A 4284-nucleotide genomic window follows, 5' to 3' on the forward strand; every position below is an offset into this window, starting at 1 on the left:
GTACGGCGGCAACACGGTGTGGCCCAACCGCCTGCGCTGCGTAAGCTGCCGCGCCAGCGACCCGGGAGACATCTACGGCAACGGCGACGGGCAGTTCGACGTAAAGGACAGCACCGGCGCCAAGTTCTACACGCGCTTCTACCACGGCCGCTGGATGCGAGGCTGACGGTCGAGCGATGACACGAAGGAGCCCCGCCGGATGCCGTCCGGCGGGGCTCTTTTCGTCATCCGACGCTCACGCCGCGCGCGGATACGCCCGGGCGTGGGTGACCTCGATGGCGATGCGCGTGCCGGGCTCGATGCCTTCCAGCAGGCTGCTGCGCCGGGGAAACTGCGCGAACACCGGCCCGGCGCCGTGGATCTGGGCCTCCACCTTCACGCGATCCCCCAGCGGCAGCACGCGGCGCACGGTGGCCGGGCCGTCGTGCGCCGCCCAGAACTTCAGGTCGTACGCGCGGATGACCAGGCGCACGCCGCGGCCGGCCGGCGGGTGGTGCAGGGGCACGCGCAGCTCGCCGACGTGCGCGTGGTCCTGGTGCATCAGCCCATCCAGCACGTTCACCTCGCCCACGAAGCGCGCGACGAACTCCGTGGCGGGCGAATCCAGGATCTCCGCCGGAGTGCCTGCCTGCTCCAGGCGCCCCTGGTTGATCACCAGCACGCGGTCCGCCAGCGCGAACGCCTCCTGCTGGTCGTGGGTGACGAAGAGCGAGGTGACGTGCACCTCGTCGTGCAGGGCGCGCAGCCACTGGCGCAGCTCCTCGCGCACCTTGGCGTCGATGGCGGCAAAGGGCTCGTCCAGCAGCAGCAGGCGCGGGCGCGGCGCCAGCGCGCGGGCCAGGGCCACGCGCTGCCGCTGCCCGCCGGAAAGCTCGCTCGGGCGCCGTCCCCCCAGCCCCGCCAAGCCCATCAGCCGCAGCAGCTCCTCCACGCGCGCCTGCCGCTCGGCCGGGGCTACGCCGGCCACCTCCAGCCCAAAGCCGATGTTCTGCGCCACCGTCATGTGGCGGAACAGGGCGTAGTGCTGAAAGACGAAGCCCACGCGCCGGGCCCGGGCGTGAAGGTGATCCACCGCCTCGCCGTCCAGGCTCACCGTTCCCGCGTCGGCCTCTTCCAGCCCGGCGATGATGCGCAGCAGCGTGCTCTTTCCGCCACCGGACGGCCCCAGCAGCGCAACCAGCTCGCCGGGGTTCACGTCGAAGCTCACGTCGTCCACGGCGGTGAATCCCGTGAAGTGCTTCGTAAGGTTTCGTACCTGGATGCTCATACGTGCTCCTGACGGGTCTTGAGCCGGCGGAGCAGCAGCAGCAGCCCCAGGCTGAGCAGCGCCAGGAGAAGCGCCATCCCGAACCCGCCCGCGGGATTGCGCTCCTCCAGTGCGGCATAGATGAAGGTGGTGGCCGTCTGCGTGCGGCCGCTGATGGCGCCGCCCACCACGACGGCGGCGCCGAACTCGCCCAGCGCGCGGGCGCCGGTGAGCGTCAATCCCAACCGCGCCGCATGCGACACGTTGGGAAGCGTCACCCGGCGGAACGTCTGCCAGGGTGAGGCGCCCAGCGTCGCCGCCACCTCTTCCTCGGCCGTCCCCAGCTCGTCCAGCACGTACGCCACCTCGCGCAGCGTGTACGGCAGCGTGACGAACAGCGTCACCAGCAGGATGCCGGGAAAGGCGAACGCCACCTGGAATCCCATGACGTCGATGGCCGGGTGAAGCCATCCACCCCGCCCGAAGACGAGGAGAAAGGCCAGCCCGACCATCACGGGCGATACGGCGAGGGGCAGATCCACCAGCAGGTCCAGCACGCGCCGCCCCACGAAGCGGTGGCGCACCAGGACGATGGCGCCGGCGATCCCCAGCGTGCCGTTCACCACCAGGGTGACCACGACGATGATCAGCGAGTGCCAGAGCCCGGAAAGCGCCTCCGGCGAGGTGACGGCGCGCAGCACGGGGCCGGGCCCCGTCTCCAGCGCCCGCACCGCCAGCGCGGCCAGCGGTCCTACCAGCACCAGCGCCAGGTAGCCGATCACCGCGGCGAACAGGAGCACCGTGCCCAGCGGAACGCGTCCCCCGCGCCGCCGGGCCGGGGGCGGCGCCAGGATCGGTTCGTCGTCGGCGGGCGGCAGCCAGGGAGCCCGGGGTTCGATCACGGTCGCCTCAGGCACCGGTGCCTCCCGCGCGCCGGCGGAGCCCGTGCGCCACGACGGCCAGGGCCAGCGCCAGCACCAGCAGCACGAGCGAGATGGCGGACGCTTCGGCCGTGCGCCCCGCCTCTACCTCGCCGAACACCAGCACCGGCGCGGTGAGCGAGCGGAAGGGGATGTTGCCCGACACCACGATGATGGAGCCGAATTCCGCCAGCCCGCGGGCGAACGACTGCACCGTTCCGTACGCGATGGCGGGAACCAGCGCGGGAAGGGTCACGCGCCGGAACACGGTCCACCGCCCCGCGCCCAGCGTTTCCGCGGCCTCTTCCTCCGCCGGGTCCAGCTCGCGCAGCACGGGTTCCACGGCACGGACGACGAACGGCAGGGTGACGAAGGCCAGCGCCAGCACGATCCCCGGGCTGGCGTAGGCGATGGGGATTCCCCACCCCGCCAGCGCCGCGCCCGCCGGCTCCTGCGGGCCGAAGAGGATCACCAGCATCAGCCCCGCCACCAACGTGGGGACGGCGAAGGGCAGGTCGACGATGGCGTCCAGCGTTTCGCGCCCCGGAAAGCGGTGGCGCACCAGCAGCCACGCCGTCGCCGTTCCCATCACGGCGTTCAGCGCCGCGACGAGTGCGGCGGTCCACAGGGTCCGCAGCACCGCGTCGGCGGCGGCGGGGGCGCTGATCGCCTCCCACACGCCGCCGAACCCGGCCGTGGCCCCACGCGCCACCACGGCCGCCAGCGGCACCGCCACCAGCAGCCCGACGGCGAAGATGAACATCGACCGTACCGCGACCCCGCCGCGCCCGGGCCGCAGCACGGGCGAGCCGGCACTCACTGCGCGGACCTCACGTCGGCCGAGGCGCGGTCGAACAGGGCACCCTTGTCGAAGATGCTCCTGGTCACCGCCGGCCAGCCGCCCAGGTCGGCGATGGTGAACAGGTCCGGAATGGCCGGATACTGCGCCGCCGTCTCGCGCGCCACGTTCTGGTCGATGGCGCGAAGGCCGTAGCGGGCGTACATCCGCTGCACTTCCGGCGTCTGCAGGAACGCCACGAACGCCTCGGCTACGTCGCGGGTGCCGTGCTTCTCCACGTACTCGTCGACGATCGCCACGGGGTTCTCGATGAGGATGGTGGAGCTGGGGATCACGTAGTCCATCGCCTTCCCGGCCTGACGCGCCACCAGCACCTCGTTCTCGTAGGTGATGGCCACGTCGCCCACGCCGCCCTCGAAGGTGAGCATGGACTCGCGCGCGCCCTTGTCCATGATGGACACGTGGCCCAGCACGTCGCGCAGCACCGCCTCGGGCTGCGCGCCGCCGCCGGCCTTGCCGCGCGACACGGCGCCGTACAGCGCGGCGATGTTCCACATGGCGCCACCGCTGGTGCGCGGGCTGGGCGTGAGCACCTGCACGCCTGCGCGACGGAGGTCGTCCCAGTCGCGGATCGCCTTGGGATTGCCGGGGCGCACGCCCAGGACGACGACGGAGCGCGACACCATTCCGCCCGCGGGCCCGGCCTTCCAGTCGTGGGTGATGAGCCCCGCGTCGGCGATCTTCTGGACGTCGGGCTCCAGCGAAAGGGCCACCACGTCGGCCTCGAAGCCGCCGATGACGGCGCGCGACTGGGCGCCGCTCCCCAGGTAGCTTTCCTGGAACTTCACCTCCTGCCCCGTCCTGGCCTTCCAGTGCCGCTGGAAGGCGGGGATGATCTCGCGCCCGTACACCTCGCGCGGGGTGGTGTAGGCGCCCAGCACCAGGGTGCGCACCGCCGGGGCCTTGGCGGCGCCCTCGGTGCTGCTGCCGCCGTCGCCGCAGGCAGCCGCCAGCAGGAGCGCGGCGGCGGTCAGAACTCGCTTCATGGGATTCGTGGATGTGATGAGTTTCATGGTCAGAACGCCACCTGCATGCGCCCGATGACGGCGTTCTCGGCCGGGCGCGCGGTCGCGGTGCCGAAGGGGTCGAAGGTGGTGTGCTCGTACGAGAGCAGCACGCGCACGGCGCGGTTCAGGTACCAGTTCACGCCGGCGCCGTAGGAGGTCGCCGAGCGCATGGAGCGCGCGGGATCGGCCAGCAGGGGGAAGGCGTCGTCGTCCACCGTCAGCTGATGCGCGCGGGCCACCAGCTCCACGGCG

The 4284-nt window shown here is 72.1% G+C and carries 5 protein-coding genes; all 5 read right to left on the reverse strand.

Annotated features, from left to right (window positions below; genetic code table 11):
• Window positions 1-235: 235 nt before the first annotated feature.
• Window positions 236-1267, reverse strand: coding sequence for a sulfate/molybdate ABC transporter ATP-binding protein (locus tag VIB55_RS14815; RefSeq protein WP_331022134.1), 1032 nt, complete (start codon window positions 1265-1267; stop codon window positions 236-238).
• Window positions 1264-2163 carry an ABC transporter permease subunit gene (locus VIB55_RS14820; protein WP_331877432.1) on the reverse strand — a complete coding sequence of 300 codons (900 nt, stop codon included), beginning with the start codon at window positions 2161-2163 and terminating at the stop codon, window positions 1264-1266. The genes VIB55_RS14815 and VIB55_RS14820 overlap by 4 nt, the downstream gene beginning before the upstream one ends.
• On the reverse strand, window positions 2156-2986 hold the full coding sequence (locus VIB55_RS14825) for an ABC transporter permease (RefSeq protein ID WP_331877433.1): 831 nt from the start codon (window positions 2984-2986) through the stop codon (window positions 2156-2158). The genes VIB55_RS14820 and VIB55_RS14825 overlap by 8 nt, the downstream gene beginning before the upstream one ends.
• Window positions 2983-4011, reverse strand: coding sequence for a sulfate ABC transporter substrate-binding protein (locus tag VIB55_RS14830; protein ID WP_331877434.1), 1029 nt, complete (start codon window positions 4009-4011; stop codon window positions 2983-2985). Before VIB55_RS14830 ends, VIB55_RS14825 begins: the two co-directional genes overlap by 4 nt.
• A gap of 29 nt (window positions 4012-4040) precedes the next feature.
• Window positions 4041-4284 (reverse strand): porin (locus VIB55_RS14835; RefSeq protein ID WP_331877435.1); only part of this gene is annotated, 244 nt, incomplete at its 5' end.

The organism is Longimicrobium sp. (assembly GCF_036554565.1).
In the GTDB taxonomy this organism is placed as follows: Bacteria; Gemmatimonadota; Gemmatimonadetes; order Longimicrobiales; family Longimicrobiaceae; genus Longimicrobium.

Coding starts and splice junctions, on each gene's coding strand:
- VIB55_RS14830 (WP_331877434.1), bottom strand. CDS start 4,011: ATGAAGCGAGTTCTGACCGCCGCCGCGCTCCTGCTGGCGGCTGCCTGC.
- VIB55_RS14815 (WP_331022134.1), bottom strand. CDS start 1,267: ATGAGCATCCAGGTACGAAACCTTACGAAGCACTTCACGGGATTCACC.